Annotated in this window: 23 protein-coding genes; 13 read left to right on the top strand and 10 right to left on the bottom strand. The window is 49.4% G+C overall.

The genetic code is table 11. From position 1 onward, the window contains the following. Positions 1–2 precede the first annotated feature (2 nt). From pgsB to ACTRXG_RS08815, 4 genes are all read right to left on the bottom strand, one after another. On the bottom strand, positions 3–1,202 hold the full coding sequence (gene pgsB / locus ACTRXG_RS08800; protein ID WP_474263441.1) for a poly-gamma-glutamate synthase PgsB: 1,200 nt from the start codon (positions 1,200–1,202) through the stop codon (positions 3–5). Between the two features lie 185 nt (positions 1,203–1,387). After that, positions 1,388–1,558, bottom strand: coding sequence for a hypothetical protein (locus tag ACTRXG_RS08805; protein WP_474263439.1), 171 nt, complete (start codon positions 1,556–1,558; stop codon positions 1,388–1,390). Between the two features lie 13 nt (positions 1,559–1,571). Next, on the bottom strand, positions 1,572–3,320 hold the full coding sequence (locus ACTRXG_RS08810) for a gamma-glutamyltransferase (protein ID WP_474284684.1): 1,749 nt from the start codon (positions 3,318–3,320) through the stop codon (positions 1,572–1,574). Positions 3,321–3,477: 157 nt separating this feature from the next. After that, a complete protein-coding gene (locus ACTRXG_RS08815; RefSeq protein WP_474284719.1) occupies positions 3,478–3,795 on the bottom strand; it encodes a CHY zinc finger protein in 318 nt (105 codons plus the stop codon). Between the two features lie 280 nt (positions 3,796–4,075). Here ACTRXG_RS08815 and ACTRXG_RS08820 point away from each other — a divergent pair, with 280 nt between their 5' ends. From ACTRXG_RS08820 to ACTRXG_RS08840, 5 genes are all read left to right on the top strand, one after another. Next, positions 4,076–4,510 carry a hypothetical protein gene (locus tag ACTRXG_RS08820; RefSeq protein ID WP_474284685.1) on the top strand — a complete coding sequence of 145 codons (435 nt, stop codon included), beginning with the start codon at positions 4,076–4,078 and terminating at the stop codon, positions 4,508–4,510. Positions 4,511–4,646: 136 nt separating this feature from the next. Beyond that, a complete protein-coding gene (locus ACTRXG_RS08825) occupies positions 4,647–5,699 on the top strand; it encodes a C45 family autoproteolytic acyltransferase/hydolase (protein ID WP_474263431.1) in 1,053 nt (350 codons plus the stop codon). A gap of 171 nt (positions 5,700–5,870) precedes the next feature. After that, positions 5,871–6,299, top strand: coding sequence for a hypothetical protein (locus ACTRXG_RS08830; RefSeq protein ID WP_091610979.1), 429 nt, complete (start codon positions 5,871–5,873; stop codon positions 6,297–6,299). A 237-nt stretch (positions 6,300–6,536) separates the two neighbouring features. Next, positions 6,537–7,745 (top strand): NupC/NupG family nucleoside CNT transporter, encoded by a 1,209-nt coding sequence (locus tag ACTRXG_RS08835; protein ID WP_474263429.1) that lies wholly within the window; start codon positions 6,537–6,539, stop codon positions 7,743–7,745. Positions 7,746–7,861: 116 nt separating this feature from the next. Further along, a complete protein-coding gene (locus ACTRXG_RS08840) occupies positions 7,862–8,065 on the top strand; it encodes a DUF6501 family protein (protein WP_322525057.1) in 204 nt (67 codons plus the stop codon). Between the two features lie 33 nt (positions 8,066–8,098). Here the strand turns inward: ACTRXG_RS08840 and ACTRXG_RS08845 are convergent, their stop codons facing one another. Continuing rightward, positions 8,099–8,878 (bottom strand): alpha/beta hydrolase, encoded by a 780-nt coding sequence (locus ACTRXG_RS08845; RefSeq protein ID WP_474284686.1) that lies wholly within the window; start codon positions 8,876–8,878, stop codon positions 8,099–8,101. A gap of 95 nt (positions 8,879–8,973) precedes the next feature. Between ACTRXG_RS08845 and ACTRXG_RS08850 the strand changes: the two genes are divergently transcribed. Further along, entirely contained in the window at positions 8,974–9,369 is a 396-nt protein-coding gene (locus ACTRXG_RS08850; protein ID WP_474284687.1) for a gamma-glutamylcyclotransferase family protein, read from the top strand. A gap of 12 nt (positions 9,370–9,381) precedes the next feature. Here the strand turns inward: ACTRXG_RS08850 and ACTRXG_RS08855 are convergent, their stop codons facing one another. Next, the gene (locus ACTRXG_RS08855; protein ID WP_474263423.1) at positions 9,382–10,188 is read right to left on the bottom strand and encodes a YihY/virulence factor BrkB family protein; all 807 of its coding nucleotides are present in this window, start codon (positions 10,186–10,188) and stop codon (positions 9,382–9,384) included. A gap of 86 nt (positions 10,189–10,274) precedes the next feature. Between ACTRXG_RS08855 and ACTRXG_RS08860 the strand changes: the two genes are divergently transcribed. Beyond that, positions 10,275–11,045, top strand: coding sequence for a trypsin-like peptidase domain-containing protein (locus ACTRXG_RS08860; protein WP_474284688.1), 771 nt, complete (start codon positions 10,275–10,277; stop codon positions 11,043–11,045). Positions 11,046–11,226: 181 nt separating this feature from the next. On the opposite strand, the gene ACTRXG_RS08865 is transcribed toward ACTRXG_RS08860, so the two are convergent. Then, the gene (locus tag ACTRXG_RS08865; protein WP_462866948.1) at positions 11,227–12,825 is read right to left on the bottom strand and encodes an ABC-F family ATP-binding cassette domain-containing protein; all 1,599 of its coding nucleotides are present in this window, start codon (positions 12,823–12,825) and stop codon (positions 11,227–11,229) included. A gap of 174 nt (positions 12,826–12,999) precedes the next feature. On the opposite strand from ACTRXG_RS08865, the gene ACTRXG_RS08870 reads away from it, so the two are divergent. The 6 genes from ACTRXG_RS08870 (at position 13,000) to ACTRXG_RS08895 (ending at position 18,157) form a co-directional block, all read left to right on the top strand. Continuing rightward, the gene (locus tag ACTRXG_RS08870; protein WP_474284689.1) at positions 13,000–13,815 is read left to right on the top strand and encodes a uroporphyrinogen-III synthase; all 816 of its coding nucleotides are present in this window, start codon (positions 13,000–13,002) and stop codon (positions 13,813–13,815) included. Between the two features lie 4 nt (positions 13,816–13,819). Beyond that, the gene (locus tag ACTRXG_RS08875; protein WP_474279344.1) at positions 13,820–14,689 is read left to right on the top strand and encodes a S1 RNA-binding domain-containing protein; all 870 of its coding nucleotides are present in this window, start codon (positions 13,820–13,822) and stop codon (positions 14,687–14,689) included. A gap of 239 nt (positions 14,690–14,928) precedes the next feature. After that, entirely contained in the window at positions 14,929–15,525 is a 597-nt protein-coding gene (locus tag ACTRXG_RS08880) for a hypothetical protein (RefSeq protein ID WP_474279346.1), read from the top strand. A 33-nt stretch (positions 15,526–15,558) separates the two neighbouring features. Beyond that, positions 15,559–15,900, top strand: a complete 342-nt coding sequence (locus tag ACTRXG_RS08885) for a YflT domain-containing protein (protein WP_022792168.1) — start codon at positions 15,559–15,561, stop codon at positions 15,898–15,900. Positions 15,901–16,456: 556 nt separating this feature from the next. Continuing rightward, complete coding sequence (locus ACTRXG_RS08890; protein WP_474284690.1) at positions 16,457–17,245, top strand: hypothetical protein; 789 nt, start codon at positions 16,457–16,459, stop codon at positions 17,243–17,245. A gap of 66 nt (positions 17,246–17,311) precedes the next feature. Then, positions 17,312–18,157 carry a hypothetical protein gene (locus tag ACTRXG_RS08895; protein ID WP_474284691.1) on the top strand — a complete coding sequence of 282 codons (846 nt, stop codon included), beginning with the start codon at positions 17,312–17,314 and terminating at the stop codon, positions 18,155–18,157. A gap of 880 nt (positions 18,158–19,037) precedes the next feature. Here ACTRXG_RS08895 and ACTRXG_RS08900 read toward each other — a convergent pair. From ACTRXG_RS08900 to parE, 3 genes are read right to left on the bottom strand one after another with little or no spacing between them, the layout of a single operon-like run. Continuing rightward, the gene (locus tag ACTRXG_RS08900) at positions 19,038–19,553 is read right to left on the bottom strand and encodes a metal-dependent hydrolase (RefSeq protein WP_474284692.1); all 516 of its coding nucleotides are present in this window, start codon (positions 19,551–19,553) and stop codon (positions 19,038–19,040) included. A gap of 40 nt (positions 19,554–19,593) precedes the next feature. Beyond that, on the bottom strand, positions 19,594–22,020 hold the full coding sequence (gene parC / locus ACTRXG_RS08905) for a DNA topoisomerase IV subunit A (RefSeq protein WP_474284693.1): 2,427 nt from the start codon (positions 22,018–22,020) through the stop codon (positions 19,594–19,596). Beyond that, positions 22,021–23,997, bottom strand: coding sequence for a DNA topoisomerase IV subunit B (parE, locus tag ACTRXG_RS08910; protein ID WP_474284694.1), 1,977 nt, complete (start codon positions 23,995–23,997; stop codon positions 22,021–22,023). It lies immediately after the preceding gene. Positions 23,998–24,072 lie beyond the last annotated feature (75 nt).

Below are 24,072 nucleotides of genomic sequence, written 5' to 3' on the forward strand. Positions count from 1 at the left end.
TGTTACATGGCCTCCTCGCCGACTTTACTAATGAGTGTTTCCGGTGAATCATAAAGTTTTTCCATAAATTCTTCAGCAGCACCGTGAATGTTTCCAATTCCGAAAATAAGTGAATGGGAAGCTTCCCGTTTTACCCGGGCTAAAATGGCATCTGCATCTTCGCCTTCCAAATTGATAACGGAATTAAATGGCAGTTCGCCCTGGTCAAAAGCCTGGGTGATTGGGCGCACGCTTCCGCCGATAAGAATTAGTTTCTCTGCCGGTAAATAAGGCAGAACATACTTTGTGAATTCTTCGGTCCGGTCTACCCGGTCTTCACGACAGTTCATAATGATAATTGGGTTGTCGGTCATGTAGCTTGACGAACGCACACGTGACCAGATCTCAAGTGTGGAGCGGGCATCGTTTGCCGCAAAGCCGTTCACGAAGTGGGAACGTTCCCGGCTGCCGTCTTCAAGAGTAACGATTCGAAGAGCACCAGGATCCGGATTGGCATTAAGCATACCGGAAAGAGCCGTGCGCTTATCGATATCAACCGCGCGAGCTACAGCCAGGGCGGCAGCAATGTTTTCCGGGAAAAGCATGTAATCGAATTTGTCGATAAAGCCGTCCGGAATTTCCTCCGGATTGGCAAGATACACTTCCGTATTTCTTTTTTCGGCTATTTCACTGAAGTAGTGGAAGTAAGGGCCGTTGGACAAAATAAGTTTGCCATTGTATGGAATCGTGGAGCTGAATGCTTCTGCTACGTATTTCAGCGTTGGGCCAAGAGTTTCCATATGGTCTTCGAATACGTTTAAAATAACGCTGACGTTTGCCTGGAGGAATTTCTCCTGCAGTACGCGCTGATAATCCGGATTGATCGCCATGCATTCACTGACAAATGCATTGGATTCAAGACTTGAAGCATGCTTCAAAATCTCTTTCTGTTCCCGGATATTCGGCCCCTCGAGTGAACGCTCGATGGGCTTTTCCGTTCGGTCCCAGTAAATTGTCCGTGCCTGTGTTCCTGTCGTTTTTCCAACTACTTTGTAATCAGCCTCGCTCAGCATCCCCGTAATCAGGCGGGTTACTGTTGATTTGCCGCGAATGCCGTTCACATTAACGCGGAGCGGAATCTGCTCGACCCTTTTCTGGTGCCGGCGCAGTTCAAAAATGCCTACTGCCGCGATCGCTATACATGAACCGTATAATAATAACATCCGACGCTTTACCTCCTTGGTACTCTCTAATATTGTCTCCCTTTGAATGTCAAATAACACCAACAGTATTCCATACCCGCTTCTGTCCAGAGTAATCGTCTCATTGCAAGCGTAGAGTGTCTCTCATGTTCAAGAGACACTCCTGCAAACAATGCCTTTACTAAGACGCTAATTTAAGAAAATAGTTACTGTGTATCTGAACTTTCCTGTAATTCTTCTTCTGGTGGGGTATTCAATGCATTGTTGATTTCAAGTTCTTCGGTCGTAGACAACTCAGCATCCACCTTAAAGAAATACATAAACAGTACTAAAGCAAACAAAAAGAGGTAAGGGCCGATTTTCTTTAAAATGTTCACATTCACTTCTCCTTTATTGAGTCTGAGCAGAGCCTCCACGGCGCTGGTCAATGATACCCTGCATCTCTTCATCGTCGTAATCTTTAATCAGTGCCGTGACGTTTCCGAAATAGGAAGGGCCTTTGTCCGGGGCTATAAAGTAGCGATCCCCGTATTTGTTATTGATTTCTTCAATAAGCTCAGCATTTTCTGCCTGATCGCCATTTTCTACTGCCAGTGTTGCCTGGCCTTCCACAACGTCTACAAAGGAACGGTTTGCTGCGAAAGCTTCTTCGTAGCTCTGGTCAAGGTATTCCATGCGGAAGATAACTTCTGCCATAACTACTGGGATTCGTGATCCGCCCGGGGACCCAACACCCATTACTGTACCTTCCTCAGGGTCCTGAATGATGGTCGGAGCAATAAAGCTTCTCGGACGCTTGCCAACTTCGATATTGTTCGGGGAAGCCTCAGTTTCGTTATAGTTGTTCAGCTGGTTGTTTAAAAACATACCGCCGGACGTCTGTCCGCTGCCAAAGAAATTACCAAGCGTGTTTGTAAGAGCTACTGTGTTTCCGTCTTCATCCATCACATTCACGTGGGTGGTACTGGAGTGGGTGATCGTATTTTGCCCGTCGGAAGACTCGTACCCTACCTCGGTTTCAAGTTCTTCGGTATCAAGGCGCTCTTCCCGGACATTTTGTGCCAGGTCGTCGATCGTACCCTCACTCACGTATTCCTCAGTGGAGATTTCGTTAAACGCCGGATCCCCTAAGTTTTCAAGGCGTTGATAATAAGCTTCCCGGGTAATGGCGCTCATCGTGTGAATATAATCCGCTTCATTTCCCTGCAGCGCTTCGCCGATATTCAGGCGTTCGCCCATGCCAAGCATTTGGATTAAAGTCACACCGGACAGAGGGGAAGGAGCGCTGTAAACGTTTTGCCCTTCAAATGTTCCCTGAGCCACATCCGGCGTCTGTACGTCATACTGCTCGAGGCTCTCCGGGGTTATGTGTGAATAATCCGTGGTCAGCTGCTGAGAAATAGCTCCATCTGCACTGTAAAAGCTCTCCGGTCCCTGCTCCTGAAGCGTGCGGAGCGTCTGGGCGTATTCTTCCTGGACGAGTGTATCACCTTCAGTAAGAATGTTTCCATTTTCATCGAAGAAGTCAGGAGAGTTTTGTTGATTTAACCTCGGTTGAGCATAATACATGCGGCTGGCAAGATAGCTATTAATCTCATAGCCATTCTCAGCATAATCAATAGCCGGTTCCATCAATTCAGCGAGCGTAAATTGACCGCTTCCCTGGTCTTCGTGCAGAGCAGCCATACCTTTGACAAAGCCAGGTACTGCTGCGTTCAAAGCCCGGTTAGTGGTGGAAGCTTCCTCGCGGTAATCATATACTGAAGGGTCGGCGTTCGGTCCATTCATCACAAGAGCTGAACCACCGCCACCAATGCCGGAACCGTATGGTTCAGTTACCGTTAGGGCGAAGGAGGTGGCAACTGCAGCATCCGCTGCGTTTCCTCCCTCTTCAAGGATTTCCATGCCGGCATCTGTGGCGAGTTCGTTATCCGTACTGACTCCGTATCCTTCATAGTCGGATCCGGAGGCTATGTCACTCGAAGCGCCTGAGCTGGAGTTGGAATCGTTTTGAGCGCTTTCTTCTTCTGAACCGGAGCCGCTTTGGTCGCTTCCTCCAAAATTTGTTACTCCTACGTAAATGAGTAGTCCTGCAACGACTACCGCAGCAAGTATGTACGTTATTTTTTGTGCATTCACGGGTCGGGTCAAACTCCTTTCTGGATGATCTAAGTAGTTTTTGAACGTCATTTGACTCCGCCAGCGTCTCATCTATTGACGACTAATCTATAATAAAGGCATTTATACTGAAAAGAAAGGTTAGGAAGACCTAATGGTTTTCAAAAATTTCTCAGCCCTATGACAGCGAAAAATAGATGGAAGCATGGCGCTGGCATCCTGGGTTGAATGCCGCCTGACAATTCGGGCATCGATGATCAGCATGAAGATAAGCAGATACGCTCATAGTGCGCCGGCACCTTCCGCACAAAACTGCCTCTTCGGCAAACAATGAAGAGGGCCATGGTTTAATGGGGTGGCTCTCACTTTCTTCATGGCAGGCGTGGCAGCTGTACCAGCGGCCGCAGCAGTAAAACTTCATGGCAACAATATCGACAGATGTATGATAATGGGCGCATCTTGTTTCTTCATCTAAAGAAACGCCTCGAACTTTCACCTTTGAACAGCTCAAAAACTCATCTCCTTATATTAACACTCTCTATCGTATTCTAACAGTAAAAGTACGATTTTTACGAGATGTTTTAAAAGTATGAAAATAAGGTATAAATAAAAGCATTCTCATTGAATGCATTAAAGAACATTGTTTGAATTTTCTTTCATTTTATCGACAACCGCTTTCGATTATGATATATTTATTTACACACATGGACGAATGTATATCGTGGGGAGTGGTAAGCGAACCAAACGGTGAAACGAGATTTTAAGGAGGCTATAAAATGGAAGTACAGGAAAATCAAATGACATTCGTTCAGGAAAAGGCGAAAGAATTGTCAAATGCGATGGAATTAAGAGGATGGGCCAGTACAAAACTCGTCCCAACTCCTCCGTATGGATATACGTTAGTAAGTATGACCGGCTGCCGGGCCTGGTTCGGAAAACGCTGGGGCATGATTAATGATGACAGGGAAAACTTCCTGAAAGTGGTACTTGATATTCCTAAAGGAAGGACTTCCATTGAAGATGTAAGTAAACGCCTGGATCTCGATATTGTGAAAGGTAACGAAGGGAAAACTGGCGTAGAAATGATTGACAACCGGGACCGCCATACAATTGTCATCTATCTGTTTAAAGAAACGCTAGAGCAGACTTCCTTCCGCGACAGCGAAACCCTTGAACTTATCAGTGACGTACGACGCTGGTCCTGCCTGTAAAATTTAAAAATTTCTTTCAAACGCCCGTATTTTGGGCGTTTTTTTATGCTGATGTGCATATGATTCGATAATTGGGTCTGTTTTTTCTATACTTAAAAGCGAACAGAAAAGCAGGACAAAGGAGTCCACAAGATCGATGAAAAATATTCATGTTGACGTAAAAGCATACAAAGGAACCTACGCAGACATCGGTTATCAGCAGGGCCGCTACTTAAAACATACACCGCTTGTTCGCTACCATTATAATGAACGTTTGAAGCGTTCACTCGCAAAATTTGAGGTGCCGGTGGAAGACGTAAAAAAACTTTATCAGCTGTATGTACCCGGTTTATGGGAAGAATTAAAGGGGCTGGCCGAAGGGCTCGAATGGTCGTTTCATGATGTGCTCCATGAGTTCAGCGGTTATCAGGCATCGAAGGTGCGCTCCGGCTGCAGCGGACTAATGGCAAACGGCATGTATATTCGAAATTATGACTACCTGCCGAGTACGTATGAAGGGCGGTTTTTGTTCACAAAGCCAGTCAATGGACCAGCTACAGCGGGGTTTGCCCAGCGGATTATCGGCCGATCGGATGCAATGAATGAATACGGCCTTTCTATCGGGTATCATTTCGTCCACCGCATTAAGCCAAAACCCGGAATTGTCTGCTCCAACCTGCTCAGGATTGTACTTGAAACGTGCCGCACTACAGGAGAGGCGGTGCGGCTTCTGCAGGAGCTTCCGCACCGACACTCGTTCAACTACTCCATGATGGATGCCTCTGGAGAGAGCGCAGTAGTGGAAGCGTCTCCCCGGGGTACAGCTGTGCGTCCTGGAGGGGAAGTAGCATGCACCAATCATTTTAACGTGCCGTCCATGCAGGAGGAAAATCGCCACTTAATGGGCAATTCCCGGGAACGTGAAGCCCGCATCCGCTCCATTGACTGGGAGCATGAAACAGCTTACAGCGCATTTGCCCGCTTTAATCATGATACCGACTCCATTTATTCGAATGACTACGAGCATTGGTCGGGCACTATTCATACAGCCCAGTACATTCCCGCGGAAAAAAAGATATACGTCGGAATCGGCGGAAATCGGTATCCGGTGCTTCTGCCGTTTGCAGGATGGCTGAACGAAGAGCCGCTGCGTATCACGAAGATCCGGGGGGCTGTGGATACGGACATGCCTTTTTCCTTCGAATGGTAAATAAGCCACGGCGAATCTGAAAAAAGTAAGGGAAAACAGTAGGAAACACTGGAGCAAGATGTTATAATATTTTAAAATATGCTCGAAAATAGTAGAAAGACGGGGTGCAGCATGAAAGCGTATCGTCGCAAATTCTTTTATCTGCCTTTACACCAGGAGAAGATGGAACCAATGAGTATGGATCGTGTCCGCCAGGCAGGCTTTGATATCGTTATTACGCGGGACGATCTTCCGTACATGATCAGCTTCTGCCGCGAATGGCGCTCGTATTTTGAAGAAAAAGCAAAAAGTGTTCAATCCGTGTACCGTCCGTACGTGGAGGACGCAGCTGCTTTTTTTGACGATCAGGTAGAGCAGATGACACTGTGCACATCTCCGCATCACGGCACTGATAAATATATTTTACCGCTTACAGAGATGGTCAGTTCATTAATGCTCGCCTATGACGCATTTGACCGCGTTATGGATGAATATCATCATATGCCTGCACATTTTGAAACAGCATTGAAATATTACCGCCAGTTTAAAATGAAGGTAGACACAAATAAAGCTCAGTTTATTTTAAATCACTTACCGGATCTCCGCTTAAGTGTAGAGTAAATTTGATGCTATGTAGAAAACCCTGGCGAATGCACCAGGGTTTTCTACTTTTAGTGCTTTCGAATTTCGTAACCGCTTTCTTATTGCAGCTGGACTAACCTGACTGACAATTGAGAAATTACACAATTTTTAAGCATAAAAGGAGATAGTTATTTACTTCATGCCCTCCTTTTGATACATTAACTTTGATCTATTCTTTATGGATTAGATCAATCTTACATACATGGTGGTGGGTATATGAACATATTATGGGGATTGATGGGAATTGTTTTTGTTTTGTTTTTAGCTTTTTTACTATCTTCCCGCAAAAAATCAATCCGTTTTCGTCCTGTACTCGTGGGGCTTTTGTTCCAGCTCGTATTTGCGTTTTTAGTGCTGGGATCCACGTGGGGAAGCACTGCGTTTGAGTGGCTGGTCGTCCGCGTGCAGAACGTGATCGACTCTGCCCAGGAAGGGTACATATTCCTGTTCGGGGAAGACATTACGGAGACCGGCGCGTTTGCGTTTACCGTGCTTCCGGTTATTATCTTTTTCTCCTCGCTGATCGGCATTTTGTACTACATCGGTGTCATGCAGATAATTATTAAATTTATCGGCGGTATACTTTCCGCACTGCTGAAAACGAGTAAAGCAGAATCCATGTCTGCAGCAGCCAACGTATTCGTTGGACAGACGGAAGCACCGCTTGTTGTCCGTCCGTTTCTGCCGAATATGACAAAGTCCGAGCTGTTCGCTGTTATGACCGGGGGGCTCGGGTCGGTAGCTGGCTCGGTACTGTTCGGTTATGCAGGACTAGGTATTCCATTGGATTATCTGCTTGCAGCAAGCTTTATGGCTGCGCCGGGCGGTCTGATTATCGCAAAGGTGATTTTCCCGGAACCGGATCTCAGCCTCACCACGGATGAAATTAAAGTGGAAAAGGATACTGAGTCCCACAACGTGATCGACGCAGCAGCGCGTGGAGCTTCTACCGGCCTGCAGCTTGCCTTGAACGTCGGGGCGATGCTGATTGCGTTTGTCGCTTTGATTGCTCTTGCAAACCTTCTGCTGGGAGGCTTTTTCGGACTCTTTGGAGCAGAAGGTATTACAATTGAACTGCTTCTTGGATATGTATTCGCCCCAATCGCCTTTATGATTGGTGTTCCATGGAGTGAAGCTCTCCAGGCGGGCGGATTTATCGGCCAGAAGCTGATCCTGAATGAATTTGTCGCCTATGCGAACTTTGCACCGGAGATTGATTCCTTCAGCGAAAAATCCCAGGCGATCATTACCTTTGCGCTTTGTGGATTTGCGAACCTTTCATCCCTTGCCATCATTTTAGGCGGCTTCGCTTCGCTGGCGCCGACGCGCCGCAACGATATTGCCCAAATGGGACTGAAAGCAGTAGCAGCCGGGGCTTTAGTATCGCTCCTGAGTGCATCGATTGCCGGCATGTTCGTACTGTAAATTCAGAACCATCGCAGGCGCTCCTTTTCGAAGGGGCGCTTTTTTGTATCAATTACGGCGTCGCAGCAGGTGATATGCTACAATAAAAAAATACTCAAATGATTAGGAGGCCTACCATGATCCATGAGCAGTGGAAAAACAGTGAAACCCTAAAATATGTGACATGCCGGCATGCTGAAGCCGCCAAATACAAGGTCGACAGCGTGCTGACCCCGGGGAAGCAGTACCCGGTGAAAAACGAAACGGATGAATTCATTTTCATTATCGATAATACCGGGCGTATCGGCGGGTTTTATAAAGACTACTTTGAAGAAGCGTAAAAAGGAGCTGCAATCGCTGCAGCTCCTTTTGGTTTACATAATGTAATTATGAGAATTAGAAGAATCAGCAGCAACGACCGAAGACACCCAGGAGGATAATCGTTCGGAGAGGAAATCCCGGTCAGCATCAAGCGTCGCTACGTGATAGGAATGCTCAAGCCATTCAAATGACTTGGAAGAAGAAGAAAGATTTTCATGTATAGCGACTGCATTTGCCGGAGGCACAACATGATCAATCCGTGAGGCTGCGACAAACGCCGGGCATGAAATAGAAGGCACCTGAGGGCGCACGGCGGCAGTTAACTTAAGAAGCGAATATACCGACGCTGTCGGCACATACGAATACGTAATTTCTTCTTCCTGAGGAGTCCGGATATCAGGTCGCTCTTCTTCAATGAAAGCAGAGGACGTCTGCGTAACTGCACGCTCCATTTCCGGAACGTCTATGGCTGGGTTTATTAAAGCAATCCCGGCAGCATCCTGAAAAAAAGCAGCGGTGTGAAGGGCGAGAGTTCCTCCCATGGACTGCCCTGCAATGAAAACCCGACTGTGTTTAGCGCGAAGCGACCGGTACGCGGTATGAATGTCTTTGATCCAATCGTGGTGCGTAAAGCGTCCAAGATCTTGATAGGAGGTGCCATGGCCCTGTAGTCTGGGAGCATAAACAGTAAAGCCGTTTTGGGCCAGCTGGCGGCATACATACTGTACGCTCTGCGGGGTGCCTAAAAAACCATGACAGACCAGTACAGCCGTTTCACCACCAGGAAAATAAAGTGATTCAGCGCCAGGAAGCACCCGGGAAACCTGAGGCATGAACATTTCCTCCTTTAAAGTTAACTATTCTGATTAATTTACTAAGGATTATTATAGCTTTAGACATGAAGTTTGTCAATTTGAGGAGGTCTAGAATGCAGACAGTATTTGTATATGGTACGCTATTGCGAAAATTAAACAATTATCATTACATTCAAAACAGTGTATATAAAACGAAACAAGGGATAGTGAAGGGTTTTTTATACAATACAGGCCCGTACCCTGCAGTTGTTGTCGATAGAAACGGAATGAATATTGTAGGAGAATGGATACAAATAGATGATGGGGCTATGAGTGTACTGGATTGGCTCGAGCAGTATGAACAGCCGGGACAGGCGAACGAATATGAAAGGGTATGGGTGAAAGACGCTGGGGGAGAAAAAGAAGGGTGGATTTACACGTACACCCTTTCCCAGGCAGAACGTTACCCACTTATTCCTTCAGGATCCTGGCGTGAACATTTGCTGTCCACCGGTGGGAAACAGGATTGAAAAAAGTTATACTCAAATAGCTTTTTTGTCTCTTTCATGAAGACAGGCATTCCATTCTCCACCAAGAAGAATTGCAAACCCTGTAAGGTAAAACCAGAGCATGAGTACGATTAGATTGCCTAAATTGCCATATATCATAGAATAATCACTGATACTGACATAAAATGAAAATCCAAAAGAAGCTGCCTGCCAGGTGAACAGGGCAAGAGTAGCCCCGGGAAGGGATTCCTTCCAGGTGGTTTTGCGATTCGGTACTACTTTGTAAATCATGGCAAGAATCGCACCTATGACTAAAAAACTGATGATCCAGCGAATCCAGCTCCAAAGCTGCAGGAAATAATCATCTAGGCCGATGAAGCGAAAAAGAAAAGCACCGAGCGGTTCACCATAAATAGGAAGCAGGAGGGATAAAATGATAGCGAGCAGCAGAGATAAAACGATAATGATGCCTTTTCCCAACATGGATACAAAGGAAGGAAGCTTTAGCCGGTAGGCAGCATTAATTGCACGGATAATGGCAAGTGTGCCCATAAGGCTCAGCCAGAGTGTAGCGGCTGTACTGAGTGACAGCAGGCCTACGGACTGGGAATTCAAAATGGCATTTAGGTTGTTTTGAATAATCGTAAAGGCTCCCCCCGGAACATAGGTGCTTATAAGCGAAAGGATATCGTCTGTATTGATGGAAAAAAATCCGATAATACTGATCATCAGCATTAACAGAGGGAGCATAGCGAGAAGAAAGTAATAAGCCAGCTGAGCCGCGATGTCATAGATTTTATCTTCAATGCTTTTTTTAAAGAAAGATTGGAGAAAATGCATAAGATAATCCTCCTTTTTGCGGAAGTCCCTTTTTCTCATTATAATACAGAAGTAGAGAATGAGAAGAGGCGGAAAAGGAGAGGTGTATGAGAAGAGACGAAGAAGGGGAAGAACGCCTCGAAGGTGAACCGGATCCGGAAGACTTTGAGCCGGGTCCGCCGCGAAAGCCGAAAAATAAGCGCCGTGGTTTGTTCAGGGTAGTAGCATTGCTGATGGCAGGGATGCTGGTTTTTCAATCCGCCTATTATTTAATTGATACCTTCCGTTTGGATGCGTGGTCTTTTTTAACCGCTTCTTATCAGCTTTCCAAGCAGGAGGATGTTCAGCAGTGGCAAGAGGCAGTCACGAAAATACAGGCAATAGAAAACGGGGAAACGTCTTTTGGGACTGGTTTTTTCGTTGAAGACGCCAGCGTTTTCATTACAAATTATCACGTAGTCGAAGGAGCGGACAGTGTAGCGGTCGAAACCAGGGAGGGCGACCTTGCAGAAGCAGCAGTGGAAGCTGTAGATAAGCAGGCTGACCTTGCCGTTGTGACAATGAATGAGCAGTGGGAAGGGGGCGGCGTTACACTTGCGGACACGAGTGCACCTGCCGGTTCGGACGTTATCGTGATCGGGAATCCGCTCGGCTTTTCAGATGTCGCCAACCGGGGAGAGATCATTGAGAGGGAGGAAGAGCAGCTGGTGCTTGAAGCTCCCGTGTTCAACGGAAGCAGCGGCAGCCCGGTGCTGACAGAAGCAGGAGAGGTGGCCGGGGTCGTGTTTGCGAGCAGAGAATATCAGGGGGAACGATACGGACTCGCGGTACCTGTGGAGCAGGTGCACGAGGCAATCGCTCGAACAGAAGACAATTAAAAGCAGCATATTACCGCGGATGGGGCAGGTTCGTGGTAATTATTCTAAATAAATAAAAATTTCATTTACCGTATTTATATCAAAAAATTAATTTTATAATTAAGAAATGCAAAATTATAAATGAACATTAAAAGGCATCAGGGCACGAACACCCTGATGCCTGATAGATTACATAAAAACGTTACGCGCGAGCATACTGCTCTTCAATATACTCATCGTAGCTCATTTCTTTGTCGATCATACCATCCGGAGTGAATTCAATAATCCGATTGGCAATCGTCTGAACAAATTCATGGTCATGAGAAGTGAAGAGGACCGAACCGTTAAAGGACTTCAGGCCATTGTTCAATGCCTGGATAGCTTCGAGGTCGAGGTGGTTGGTCGGCTCATCCATAATAAGAACGTTCGCACCGCTTAACATCATTTTGGAAAGCATGCAGCGGACCTTTTCGCCACCGGAAAGCACATCCGCTTTTTTAAATACTTCTTCGCCGGAAAAGAGCATCCGTCCAAGGAAGCCACGAATAAATGTTTCGCTCTGATCGTCCGGGGAGTACTGGCGCAGCCAGTCCACCAGATTAATGTTCAGGCCTTCAAAGTAAGCAGAATTGTCTTTTGGGAAGTAGGAGCGGCTGGTGGTCAGTCCCCATTTGTAGTCGCCGCTGTCCGGCTCCATTTCGCCGGCTAAAATCTGCAGCAGAACGGTTTTTTTCGTTTCCTCTTCGCCTACAAACGCTACTTTGTCCCCGCTGTTAAGGGTGAAATTGACGTTATCAAGCACTTTGACACCATCAATAGTTTTCGACAGATTTTCGACAGTCAGCAGGTCCTTGCCAAGCTCCCGGTTCGGCTTAAATTGCACGAATGGATACTTTCTCGAGGACGGCTTGATGTCATCAAGAGAAATTTTATCCAGCGTCTTTTTCCGGGAGGTGGCCTGTTTGGACTTGGAGGCGTTTGCGCTGAAACGGGCAATGAAATCTTTCAGTTCCTTGATTTGTTCCTCTTTTTTCTTGTTCTGCTCGCGGGCCATCTTCTGGGCGAGCTGGCTGGATTCGTACCAGAAGTCATAATTGCCGACGTACAGTTCAATTTTGTTAAAGTCGAGGTCCGCAATATGCGTGCATACCTGGTTCAGAAAGTGACGGTCGTGGGAAACGACAATGACCGTGTTTTCAAAGTTGATCAGAAACTCTTCGAGCCAGTGAACCGCCTGCACGTCCAGGTTGTTGGTCGGCTCGTCGAGAAGCAGAACGTCCGGATCGCCGAACAATGCCTGCGCGAGCAGTACTTTCACTTTCTGGGAACCGCTTAACGAAGACATCGGCTTCTGGTGCAGATCCTCTGTAATGCCGAGGCCCTGCAGCAGCTGGGCAGCTTCTGTTTCCGCTTCGTACCCGTTCATTTCCGCAAATTCCGCCTCAAGCTCTGCAGCTTTCATGCCGTCTTCGTCGGAAAAGTCGGGTTTCATATAAATTTCGTTTTTTTCGTTCATCACTTCATACAGGCGGCTGTGGCCCATAATGACCACATCGATAACCGTGTATTCCTCATACGCGAAGTGATCCTGCTTCAGCACGGCAAGCCGCGAATCTTTATCCATGATTACATTTCCGCTCTGGGAATCAATTTCCCCGGAAAGAATTTTTAAGAACGTGGATTTGCCGGCCCCGTTCGCCCCGATCAAGCCGTAGCAGTTGCCGGGAGTAAACTTTATATTAACGTCTTCAAATAAAATTTGATCCCCGAACCGGAGCCCAACGTTTTGTACATCAATCATGTTCATATCTCCTTTATAAATAACAGTCTTTTTCATACTAACACGCAGCAGTTCAAAATGAACAGGGGAAGGGACGGTTTTCCGCAGAAAAGAAGACCGGCATTGCTGTCAGATACAGAAAAAGCATGATATAGTAAATGCAGAAAACGGTTAGAGACCAAAGGAGGCATTTCGGTGGCCAAAGGATTAAGCGGACGGCAGGTGATTCTTGCCGCATCCCGGAAAACAGAGGAAATGGAAGAGTTGATTCGGCGGCAGGGGGGAGAGCCGCTTAACTACCCGCTCCAGGGCACCTCATTTTTAAATGAAGAACAGCTTCGGGCTCCGATGCGGGCCTATCTGGAGCAGCCGGTGGACTGGAGCATATTCATGACGGGCATGGGACTGAACGCAATGCTTGATATTGCAGAGGAGGAAGGACTCCGGGAAGCTTTTGTGCAAAAAATCCAGCAGACAAAGGTGGCGGCCCGGGGATACAAGACCGCTAATGTCCTAAAAGGCCTGGACTGCGCTATCGCGGCCCGTGATGATGACGGGACGACCGAAGGCATGATCCGTGCTCTTGACGGCCACGATTTCCGGCAGAAGCAGGTGACGGTGCAGCTGCACGGGATTGAAAACCCGAGGCTCCGCCGGTACCTTGAAGATCACGGAGCCGACGTGTATGACATTCTGCCGTATCAGCATACGCCTCCGGAAGAAGCTGTGGCGTCCGCATGCCTCGAAGACCTTTTGAATGCAGAAAGTGACGCTATCTGCTTTACAACCGCCATTCAGGTGCACGCTCTCTTTCAGCATGCCGCAAAGGCAGGACGCACCGAAGAGCTGCAGGAAGCGCTCAGCCGCCAGGTGGTTCCGACGGCGGTCGGGAAAGTAACGGCGGAAGCGTTAAAAGAAAGAGGCATTGAAGACTACGTGGTGCCGGAAAACGAACGGATGGGCGCCATGATTGTCGCTTTATCCAAACATTTTGAACAACGAAAGGACTAATCCATTGAAACAACTATTCTCACGCATGCAGCGATGGAACGTATTGAATGATAAAGGCGAGTACTATGTTCTCGCTTCGGGAGCCCAAATTGCCCGACTGTATAAAGAAGATACTGACGAAGAGCTTTCCTCCGGGGACCAGGTGGAGGCGATCAGCTGGTTTGACGAAGAAGGAAACAAGCGGCTGGATGTGCATCTGCCGGAAGTAGAAGAGGAAGGCTTTGCCTGGCGGGCAGTCGTGACAAGCGACGCAAGCCATGGCATCGAAGTAGCGGTCGACGAACGGTGGAAGGCGCCGGTGGAACGGCATGATTACCTGCAGGATGAAGCGTACTGGCCCGCTCCGGGAGAGTTTCTGTTTGTGCACCTGGAGTACACAGCCAGCGGCCTGAGAGCCTTTCCGGCAAATGAAGACGATGTGCAGCAGCTGATGGCACCTGCCCCCGCAGAGCTGCACCATACGTGGCTCGATGCTACGGTTTACAGTTCACCGCCGTTCGGGGCCTTTTTATTAACCGCAGACCGTTATAAAATCTTCATCCATGAATCGGACTGGACCCACCGGCCGCGCGTAGGGGAAGAACTGAAGGCGCGTATTACCCACCGCCAGGAGGACGGGTCGCTAAACGCCTCGATGTATCCGCCAAAGGAAATAGCGATCGGCGAAGACGCCCGGCTGCTTCTGGATCGGCTGCAGCGGGAGGGCGGCACGCTCCCATTCGGGGACCGGAGCAGTCCGGAAACCATCCGGAAGGAATTTGGTCTCAGCAAGGCAGCGTTCAAGCGGGCGGTTGGTTCGCTGTTGAAGGAAAAGCACATCCGCCAGGAAAACAACACGCTGATCCTCGAGCATTCGGAGGGGCACAAAGAGTAATGGCTTCAGGTTTTACGAAACCGGGCGGCATATCATGACAGAAGAGCGGACCCTCCCAGGGCCGCTTTTTTTATGGGATGAATACATTAACCGCCGGGCGCCTCTTTAGTTTGAGCTTGAGCGGGAGCATGTTCCCGCGGGCTCTGGACCTAAAGTATGTTTATGAAACGAGTGTGGCTTAAGAACAAACAGATACGGGTATGGTACATGCAATCATACTTTTGAATGGTGGTGGGACAGTGAGCAGCAAGAAGAAAAGCTCCAAAAGCAATGACAACCTTACCTACGCGTTCATGGCTGCCGGCAGTTTAATCGGCGGGGCGCTGCCATTGCTGCGCAAAGATATCGGTAAAAAAACAGAAAAAAACGTCAACCAGACCGCAAAAAAAGCCCGGAAGCTGAGTCCGGAACCGCTGAGCCAGGCCATTAAATCCGGGCAGGGCATGGAGAAAAAAGCCAAGGGGACGGTGAAAACCGTCAAGCGGGCCGCCAAAGTATCAGCGGCTGCCTTTGCAATGGCCAAGGTGCCGAAAAAGATTAAAAAGAAAATTTACACTCTGCGCTATCATGTGGGTGAAGCCGTCATTCATACTGGCGAAAAAATTCAGGGCCCTGCGTATGACCCTGAGCGGACCGCTGCTGATCGTGAGAACAGCAGGGGGCAGCCTTCGTCTGAAACCGGGGAAAGTGCTACAGAAGCTTCTGACAGCAGCGGAACCGAAGACGCCTGGGAGCAGGAAGAAGAGTACGAGGAAGAAAAATTTGAAGGCACGAAAGCCTCGACGCAACAACCGGCAAAAGCAATCAAAAAATTAAAAAAAGCATCCAATGCCTAAGTGAACTTATACTAATTTAATGAGGTGAAGCGAATGGAACCTAAGTTCAAGATTTTTCATAACGACGAAACATTGAGTGAAACGATTGATAAACTTCGCAATGACGGGATCCGGGACGAGGATATGTACATCCTGGCGTACGATAATGATCACGACCGCCGGGCGAGAAAAGATACCGACGCTAAAAAAGTGGGAATGAAGGTGGTCGGATTCGGCACAAGCCTGAAAAACGTATTCCGGGGGAAAACGAAAACCATTTTAACTAAGCTGCAGAAGCTCGGTTTTGATTCAGAAAAGTCCGAGCGCCTCGAAGAAGAACTGCAAAAAGGCAAAACGCTGCTTGTGGTTACCAATCAGGATCAAGTTGAATTTTAAGCCCTGGCGTCAGGGCTTTTTTATTTTACATAGACAACCATTTTTTTACAGTGATATGGCTGATACAATAAAACTTATGCTTTGCTTCTATATCTTCGTCATTTCTTTTTTGCCTGAATGCCGCTCGGCAGGGAGAAAGATTATTTATTTCCATTTTAAGCAGGGTACGAATATCTCATCCCATAGACAGCAGCCATCGGAGAAAAGGGCACATACCTCTGCTGCTTACAGGGGAGTTTGGTGTGCGTTTCGTAATTTATCTCAAAAGTGATCATATCCCCGGAGAGTGATCGGATGCTTCTGCGGTTGAAAAATACGAGTGGCACGATGGACGCCCATGCTATGGTGGAGCGGGAGCATTTTTTATCACCTATGAGGAAGGAGACGATAATCTGTCAGGTACTAAGGCGGGAATTCCCCCTATAAGACAAGTCAAGTGCCCGTTGCTGCTTTACAATGAACGTACATATAAACGGTTAAGACCGCTGGCTAAATAGGCGGATCATGCCGCTTAGATGCCAACCGAACCTAATTCTATGACGCTTGGAGTGTTTTTTTGACTATTTTACTGACTGCTTTACTTGTGATGATTTTTTCTTTTATTGCCGCTCTGGTTATTGCTATTCTCCGCCCGCGTTTATTGGTTAAATCCGTTTTGCCTGCGCTTGGGCTGACATTTGTTTTAGCCGCGATTGCCAGCTACTTTTTCCTTCCGGCCTGGACGATGCTGTCACTGGCTGGGCCCAACCTCGTCGCCCTGCTGGTGTTCAGCGCCATCTTTTACGCCCTGGCCAGGACTTCAGGAGAAGGAGTGCCTGATAAAAGCATCAATATCTCCGCTCTTGGCGGTGCGGTGATCCTTCTCTTTCTGATTGTGCTTCTGGTACGGAGCCTGTTTGGCTACGGGGAGACGCACGAAGCGATCGACAACAACAGCCAGGTAGCGGACAATCCCCCTTCGTTTTCCGAGGAGGAGACGCCTGTGCAGGTGGCGCCTGAATCCGCCCGTAATAAAATGCAAAAAGCAATGTCGGAAGTGGAGAACGCGCAGTTTTATGACTTTGGAGACATTCAGGCCCAGGTGATTGACGGGGAGCCGATGTATGTCGCCAATGTGGATTACACGAACCTGTTCCGCTGGTTCCGTGGTGATGGAACGCCGGGATATTTCCAGATTTCTGCGGTCGACCCGAACGACAATCCGACCTTTGTAGAATCGTCCATGCAGTATACCAACAGCAGCTTTTTTAACGAGAAACTGAACCGGGTGATTTACAGCGCCTTTCCATCCTGGTACCAGAGCGGGAGCACCTATCTGGAGGTGGATGAGGAAGGGAAACCCTAGTACGTTCAAACGGTCTATCAGAACCGCACCTTAACGTGGCACACGGATCATACCAACGCGCAGGTGGTGATCGTTGATCCTGAAACAGGGGACGCGTCCAAGTACAAACCTGATGACGCTCCGCCGTTTGTGGAAAGTGTGTACAGCCCGGCGATGGCGAGTGACATGAACGACAAGTACGGAAAATACGGCCAGGGGCTTTTTAATTACATGTTTGGAAAAGAGGATGTGCTGATTCCAAATGAAAACGGAACCGAGAATAAGGTCACACCGGTTTTTGATGCAGAGGGAAATATGAGCTACTTTACCGACTTTACCAGTCCGAATGAAGACTCGGATTCCACGCTCGGCGTATCCTTTATTGACGCCCGCACCGGAGAGCTTCGTCTGTACAATGGCGAGGAATATACAGGTGCGATGGACACCCAGGGAGCGCGCGGCATCGTGAACCGACAGTTCCCCGAGAAAGAATGGACCGGCAGCATGCCGATCATGTACAACATTAACGGCAATGCGACGTGGGTGGTTAATACGCTCGATCCGGCAGGTTTGTTCCGGCAGTACGCCTACATTAAAGCGAATGATGCCGACGTATACGCGTTTGGCGACACCGCGCAGGGAGCGCTGGAAAATTACCGATCCGCGCTTGCCTCTACCGATGAAGGCGTGCAAGCGAGCGAAGCCGACCGGGAAGAAGCGGAAGGAACGGTCGACCGGGTCGTCATCACGTCCGGCGCCGAGGACGCCAATCTTGTCCAGTTTAAGCTTGAGGGCGATGAAACCCTTTATGTCTACAACACCTCCAGTGATGCTGACGCTGTGCTGATGCAGGAAGGCGACGAGATCAGTTTTACGGTCAACCGCAGCGAAGACATTGGCACGGTCCAGGAAATCACTGACCAGCCGTGGTAGGGACTAGCGGCTGGCACGATTCTTCATAATATAAGCAGCGCGCTCTCAGTAATTTAACTGCCTACAGGGACATATACGTGTCTTTGAAATGGCCCGGAGCGGGAGCGGTGTCTCAGGGCAATTAAAACAGCACCTACCCGCGGTTTTACAGAGCGGGAACGTCATTTTTTCGGCGATATGCCGGAAATGATCTGAAAAGACTCCTTCGGGGGTCTTTTTTATTGCTCATGGACACAGAAAACACTTCGAGTTTCAAATGGCTCCAGGGAATGAATGGAAGCAAGAAGCTTGTGTTGATTAAATAGCAAGGGAAATAAACGGCTATTAGGAGCGGGTTAAAAAATGCTTGTAAAGAAACCGAATCTGAAACTGACGGACACGCATCAAAAGTATCTGAACAGCCGCTGAAAATGGCTGGTATCATAGCAGCATCATTCTTTTCATCAGCTGCCGGGAACCGTCATTACAATTAAAAAGTTTGTTGGCAGCTGAAATGAACAATCGTCTTGGATGCGGTCAGGAATGCACGCAGTGTTAAATAATGAGCCCGGCGGGGAACGCTTAGCATGAAGGGTATCAGTTATCGCAGTTGAAACGACCCGCATAGAATTTATCAAATCTGTCGGAGTGACAGTACAGACGATTCAAGGCAAAGCCTGCATAGGAAAGTTGATTCCTGAAAGGGAAGGCGGAGATATAAAGCTAAAATGACAGCCTGAAGTACTTCATTTATTTCTAGTTAACATAATATATATTATCGGAAGTTAATGATATATTGTTTCAATACTAAAGATAACTTCGTGTTTTGAGACAAAACAAATAAGAAGCATCAGTATTATTCCGTACTGATGCTTCCTCCATTGATTTCTGGCGTATTGGTTTACAGCGTGAGATCAATCGAAAACAGCTGAAAGCTCACATAAAATAAACCGGCGATGAGCAAGGCGTTGATCAGGCCTTCACCAAAGGTGGATCCGGTTTTTGTCGTAAATGGGAACCGAAAGGCATAATGCAGCGGAAACAGCACATGGACGCCTTTGGTGGTCATCATGTCGAGCACAATATGGCTTAAAATTCCGAGGCTGACGCCCCACTGCAGCGCGAGTCCCCATCCTTCCTGCCACTGGGCAAGCGACAAAAAGACGAGCAGCACGAGCAGGAGGCTGTGGGTAAACGTGCGGTGCCCCACTAGCTTCGAAATCAGATGGGAAATGCCCGGCACCCGCCGCCCCATCCACGAATTGGGCTGGCAGATATCCGGGACCAGACCCCCGAAAACCAGGCTTGCGACATAAATACTGGTCTCCCACTCAAAAAAGGCAAACGGCACTGGCGTCAGCCACTGAACGGCCAGGCCGCCCGTGACTGCTCCGATCACATGTGTTCCTGCTTTCATGGTTGTTCAGCGTCCTTTTTGAAAGCGAGCGGAGTGTGATTTACTGGTACGGGATATCCTTCCATACGGCTTCAATCACTCCGTGCTTTTTCGTATCAATAACATAGGAACCATTGCTGTAACGGTCCACCCGCCGGTATTTTGCCGGGTCAATGGTGACCGTCATGTTTTTCGTACGGGCCTTCAGCACAAATGGCTCGCCGTCCAGAATATAGCTCGCGATGATCCGGTGCGGCCTGGATTTGACTTCCTTCCAGAGGACGACCCCCCGCTTGGCCCGGTTCGTTATTGGAATATCATCGAGACTCATGCGTTTAACGCCGCCGCGCTGGGTGACCATGACCGCATCCTCGGTTTTATAGGCCGAGGTTACATGCGCCCCGGCGACCACATCCCCGTCTTTTAAATCAATCGCTTTGACACCAGCCGCCCGGACACCGACAGGAGAAACCTCCTGTTCATGGAAACGGAGACCGTAGTTTTGATGGGTCGTGAGAAACAACTCCTGCTCCCCGTTCGTCTGGTACACGGAAAGTACTTCGTCTCCGTCCTTTACATTCACTCCGATCATGGAGCGTCCGTAGCGCGATGCCTGATAGGCGTTCATTGCCGTTTTTTTGATCATGCCCTGGCGGGTGATAAACACAAAATAATCCTCTTCGGTAAACTCCTGGACCGGCACAACAGCGACCAGCGCATCCCCCGGATCAAGCGGGGAGATATTGCCGATATGCTGGCCGTTATCCTTCCAGCGGATTTCGGAGAGCATATGTACCGGCAGGTAGATAAACTGTCCTTTTTTCGTAAACAAGAGCAGCATATCTGTCGTATTCATGTCGCGGAAAAACAACAGGGCGTCTTCCTCTTTCATTCCCGGCGGTTCGGTATTTGAAGCCGCGTAGGAGCGCTGGCTCGTTCGTTTAATATAGCCCTCTGCCGTGGCGGTTACAATAACATCCTCGGACGGGATCATCACTTCGCGGTCGATCTTAAGCTCTTCAATTTCCGCTTCAATCACGGTGCGGCGGGTGTCGTCATACTGCTTTTTGACTTCCTGCAGCTCCTTTTTCACGACCTGCTGCAGCTTCTTTTCGCTCGAGAGGATACCGCGGAGCCGCTTGATTTCTTTTTCGAGCTCTCCGGCTTCTTTTTCGAGCTGAGTAACATCGGTATTGGTTAAGCGGTACAGCTGCAGGTTCACGATGGCTTCGGCCTGCGCATCGGTGAAGGCAAACTGCTCCACCAGGTTTTCCTTCGCGTTTCTCTTGTTTTCCGACTGGCGGATCGTATCAATCACCTGGTCGAGCACGCTGATCGCCTTAATCAGGCCTTCCACGATATGCTGACGCTGCTCCGCTTTGTTGAGGTCAAACTGGGAGCGGTTGGTGACCACGCTCCGCCGGTGGCTGATGTAGGCATCAAGCAGCTGCTTTAAATTCATCAGCTGCGGGGTCCGGTCGTTAATGGCGACCATATTGAAATTGTACGACACCTGAAGGTCCGTCATTTTGTAATAAAAGTTCAGCACGCTCTGGGCGTCGGCATCTTTTTTGAGCTCAATGACGACCCGGAGGCCGGTCCGGTCCGTGTCATCACGCACTTCGGCGACCCCGTCGACTTTACGGTCAAACCGGAGTTCATCCATCTTCTTTACGAGCGTGGACTTGTTTACCTCATACGGCAGCTCGGTAATCAGAATCTGTTCCCGGCCGCCCCGCACCTGCTCGATGCTCGTTTTGGCCCGGACGACGACTTTTCCCCGGCCGGTCTCATACGCCTGGCGGATGCCGTCCTTGCCCTGAATGACACCGCCGGTCGGAAAATCGGGTCCCTGCACGTACTGCATCAGTTCGTCGGTTGATACCGACGGCTTTTCGAGCTGCGCGACCGCGGCATCAATAATTTCCCCCAGCTGATGCGGCGGAATATCGGTCGCATAGCCGGAGGAAATGCCGGTGGATCCGTTGATCAGCAGGTTCGGGAATTTCGCCGGCAGAACCGTTGGCTCCTCCTGCGTGTCATCAAAGTTGGTTACGTGCTCCACCGTCTCCTTTTCAATATCTTTCAGCAGTTCGGACGAGACGCTCGCGAGACGCGCTTCCGTGTAACGCATCGCCGCCGGCGGGTCGCCGTCGACGGAGCCGTTGTTGCCGTGCATTTCGACGAGCGGGGCACGCACCTTCCATTCCTGGCTCATCCGCACCATGGCTTCATACACGGAGGAATCCCCGTGCGGATGATAGTTCCCGATGACGTTCCCGACCGTTTTTGCTGCTTTGCGGAATGGTTTATCCGCAGTGTTGCCGTCCTGAAGCATTGCAAACAGAATCCGGCGCTGCACGGGCTTTAACCCGTCGCGTGCGTCCGGGAGGGCACGTTCCTGAATAATGTATTTGCTGTAGCGCCCGAAGCGTTCGCCGAGAACGTCTTCGAGACGAAGATCCAAGTATTGTTCTGCATCAGCCACTTACGGTTCCTCCTTAATAATCTGCAAATCAGTGTTATCCAAAATATTCAAGTCCTCTTCCATGCCGAACGCCACGTTGGATTCAATCCACTTGCGCCGGGGCTCCACTTTATTGCCCATCAGCGTGGATACGCGACGGTCCGCGCGAGCGCCATCCTCCACGGTCACCCGGATGAGGGTCCGGCTGTCCGGATTCATGGTCGTCTCCCACAGCTGGGAGGCGTCCATTTCCCCGAGGCCTTTATAGCGTTGGATGGCGTATCCTTTACCAATGCGCTGAATAGCTTCCTGGAGGCCATTCTCCTCCCAGGCGTATTCGGATTTCTGCTTGGGGCCGCTTCCTTTGCTGACCTTGTAGAGCGGTGGCAGGGCAATATAGACTTTCCCCGATTCCACAAGCTCCCGCATGTAGCGGTAGAAAAACGTCAGCAAAAGCACCTGAATATGAGCACCATCGGTATCAGCGTCTGTCATAATCACAACCTTGTCGTAATTCCGGTCTTCGAGTGTGAAGTCCGTGCCGACCCCGGCGCCGAGGGCATAGATGATGGTGCGGATTTCTTCGTTTTTCATAATATCATCGAGCTTCGCTTTTTCCGTGTTAATGACCTTGCCGCGCAGCGGGAGCACAGCCTGAAATTTACGGTCGCGCCCCTGCTTGGCCGAGCCGCCGGCCGAATCCCCTTCGACGAGATACAGCTCATTGCGATCCGGGTTTTTGGACTGCGCGGGGGTGAGCTTGCCGCTCAAGAGCGCGTCTTTTTTCCGGTTCTTTTTACCATTCCGGGCTTCCTCCCGGGCTTTGCGCGCGGCTTCCCGCACCTGGGCGGCTTTGATGGCTTTTTTGATCAGCATTGTGCTGACCGTCGAGTTTTCCTCCAGAAAATATGTCAGGCGGTCCGTAATGTACTGATCCACCGCGGATCGGGCCTCCGGCGTACCGAGCTTGCTTTTCGTCTGCCCTTCAAACTGCAGCAGATGCTCCGGAATCCGGATGGAGACCACGGCGGTCAGTCCTTCACGGATGTCACTGCCGTCAAGGTTTTTATCCTTCTCCTTTAACAGCTGCAGCTTGCGGGCGTGTTCGTTGAGCACCCGGGTAAACGCCGAACGGGCGCCGGACTCATGCGTACCGCCGTCGCGGGTACGGACATTGTTCACAAACGACAGCATGTTCTCCGTATAGCCGTCGGTAAACTGAAACGCAAAGTCCACCTCGATATCCTGGGCCTTCCCTTCAAAGGAGACGACCGGATGCAGGGTTTCCTTGTCTTCGTTTAAATACTCCACAAACGCCTGAATGCCGGTGTCAAACTGAAATTCCTCGGTCACCGGTTCTTTGTCGCGCTTATCATGCAGACGGATGCTTGTGCCCTTCAACAGAAACGCGGCTTCGCGCAGGCGTTCGGCCAGCACATCAAACTGGTAGTGCACTGAATTGAACATGGAAGCGTCCGGCTTAAACCGGATCGTCGTCCCGGTTTTTTTGGTATTTCCCTTCTGTTCAAGGGTCGTCACCGGACGGCCGCCGTTTTCAAAGCGCTGCTCGAAAATCTGGTTGTCCCGGTAAATGGTGACTTCAAGCCATTCCGACAGCGCGTTAACCACCGAGGCCCCGACGCCGTGCAGGCCGCCGCTTGTAGCGTAACCGCCCTGGCCGAATTTTCCGCCGGCGTGAAGCACGGTCAAAATGACTTCCGGAGTCGGCTTGCCGGAGCTGTGGGTGCCGGTCGGCATGCCCCGGCCGTGGTCGGATACAGAGACGCTCCCGTCTTTATGCAGCGTCACTTCGATCACGCTGCCGTAGCCGGCGATCGCTTCATCGACCGAATTATCAAGAATTTCAAAAACAAGATGGTGAAGCCCGCGGCTGTCCGTGCTGCCGATATACATGCCCGGACGTTTCCGGACCGCTTCGAGCCCCTCCAGTACCTGAATGGATTCATCGTTATATTGATAGGATTTATCTGCTGCCACTCCTGTCTCTCCCTTCTTCGTTCTTCGTTCTCCGTTCTAGTTATATTTCATACTAACACAGTTTGTCAATGAACG

This window comes from Marinococcus sp. LNSP9103-4, assembly GCF_056034345.1.